Source organism: Treponema sp. J25, assembly GCF_004343725.1.
Classification (GTDB): domain Bacteria; phylum Spirochaetota; class Spirochaetia; order Treponematales; family Breznakiellaceae; genus J25.
In genome coordinates, this window is record NZ_PTQW01000063.1 from 1 (window position 1) to 1919 (window position 1919).

The 1919-nt window shown below is 36.2% G+C and carries 2 protein-coding genes; both read right to left on the reverse strand.

Annotation, left to right across the window (positions count from 1 at the left end):
• Positions 1-92 precede the first annotated feature (92 nt).
• On the reverse strand, positions 93-584 hold the full coding sequence (locus C5O22_RS13355; protein ID WP_243692959.1) for an energy-coupling factor ABC transporter permease: 492 nt from the start codon (positions 582-584) through the stop codon (positions 93-95).
• A gap of 430 nt (positions 585-1014) precedes the next feature.
• Positions 1015-1704, reverse strand: a complete 690-nt coding sequence (locus tag C5O22_RS13360; RefSeq protein ID WP_207895398.1) for a class I SAM-dependent methyltransferase — start codon at positions 1702-1704, stop codon at positions 1015-1017.
• Positions 1705-1919: the final 215 nt, after the last annotated feature.

Here is a 1919-nt window from a genome sequence, read left to right on the forward strand (position 1 = left end):
CCAGTATCGAGGACGACAACGGATGCTTAGGCTTCGTTGAAAAGGAACTAAACCAACTGTAAGGATAGGGGTAATATAATACCTGTCCTTTTTTAGGATTCGAAAGGCAGGTGACTGATAAAGGCACCCATTTGAAGTGCAACCACAACCGAAATCATTGTTGCCCGGAAAATTCTTTTTGAAGTTACACCATTTTTCATAAACCTTTTATATATTAATGGATATGCAATAAAACATGTAAAAAAGCCCAGATTAATCAAATTACATCCATATGCAAGCAATCCACCGTCTCCAAAGAACAGTGCCTGAATCAACAGTACGGAAGCCATTGCCAAAAAACCAGCATAGGGTCCCAGCAATATGGCAAGAAGTATTCCTCCCCCAATATGTCCGCTTGAACCGGTACCGGGTATGGCAAAATTAATCATCTGTGCTGCAAATACAAATGCTCCCATTACTCCCATTAAGGGAATTTTCTTTTCATCGAGATCGTACTTAATCCTTTTTATTGAATAAGCTCCAACACATGCAGCAGCAGCCATCATTGTTCCACCTACAGCAGGTGAAATCAAAGCGTCAGCCATATGCATATAAATCACCTCTCCCTAAAATAAAACAATCCCAAAAAAGAGCTATTCTTCTAGCATCTTTTTTGGGTTCATCCCAAAGTTAAAAAAAACCTTTTATCAATCACAAAAGCCTTCATAGCTTTAAATTCCATCAATTAGCATATCATAACCTGTGTCTTTAGTCAATTGACTTTTGCATGGGATTAGTAAAATTCAAACTTTTTTACCATTATATTAAATAAACAGTATATAATTGATTTTGGAATAATGATTCCACTATTTGTCATGGCAGTTAATAAATATTGTGTTGAAAATAGTCACTTTTATGGCGGTAGGATTGAATATTATAAGAAGGATATTAATGGTTCGATATATCTGATGCTGAGGTTGATTATGTATATATCATCTCGAGGTAATATAAAAATTCAATACTGATTATTCTTTGCTACTTAATTGCCATATAAACAGCAAAATTATAATACTTCCACACCACATCCATTATCTTAAATCCGGAATCCTTCAGCATCTCAAAGTGCTCTATCATTGATACAGGCCGGTCTTCCTCATAGTATGCGGGAATCCACTTGCTATCCACTTCATCCTTAGGTACGTTCCTGAGCATGAAGTTCTTCCACTGTGTCATATAGCACTGCTGGAGGGCTTCTGTAGAGGCCAGCACCACGTCTGCATTTACAAATATTCCACCATCATTCAGGCAGGAGTATATTTTACGGTAAAATTCAAGCTTATCCTCCTTAGTTTCAAGATGGTGGAGAGCAAGGGAAGAAACCACTGCATCGTAATTTTTATCAAAGTTGAAATCATAAAAATTCTTCTTTATAAAGATTGCATCCGATACTTCACTCAGCTTACCGGCTGCCACTTTAAGCATTTTTTCGGAAATATCAACACATGTTAATTTTGCATTTGGATAGGCATCCTTAACAGCCCGTGATATGGTTCCTGTTCCACAGCCCAAATCAATAACCTGAATTTCCAAAGAAGGATCAAAAGGTAAAGTATTGACCAGTGCCTCAACCATCTTATGATAATATGGTATGAGATTTTTTATTATACCGTCATACTGTGCTGCTTCCTCTTCAAAATGTTTTTTAACTCTATCCATTCTCTCCATAGCTATACTCCTCGTATAATAGTATTTGCAAGGAAATTCAATATTTTTATTAAGGATAATAGCCTTGCAACCTATTGTCCTTTTTTATGTTTCTTTGCTATCCAAAAACAATGTCTATGGTTAAAATTGATGGTAGAAACCATTAATGAAAGTTCTTTCGCTCCTTGTTTTGCCATACGGCATATTCTTAGAAAGACTGATAGGAACTGTCATTT

Excerpts from the sequence above, each read along its gene's own strand:
- C5O22_RS13360 (WP_207895398.1), bottom strand. The coding sequence starts at position 1,704 with ATGGAGAGAATGGATAGAGTTAAAAAACATTTTGAAGAGGAAGCAGCA.
- C5O22_RS13355 (WP_243692959.1), bottom strand. The coding sequence starts at position 584 with ATGGCTGACGCTTTGATTTCACCTGCTGTAGGTGGAACAATGATGGCT.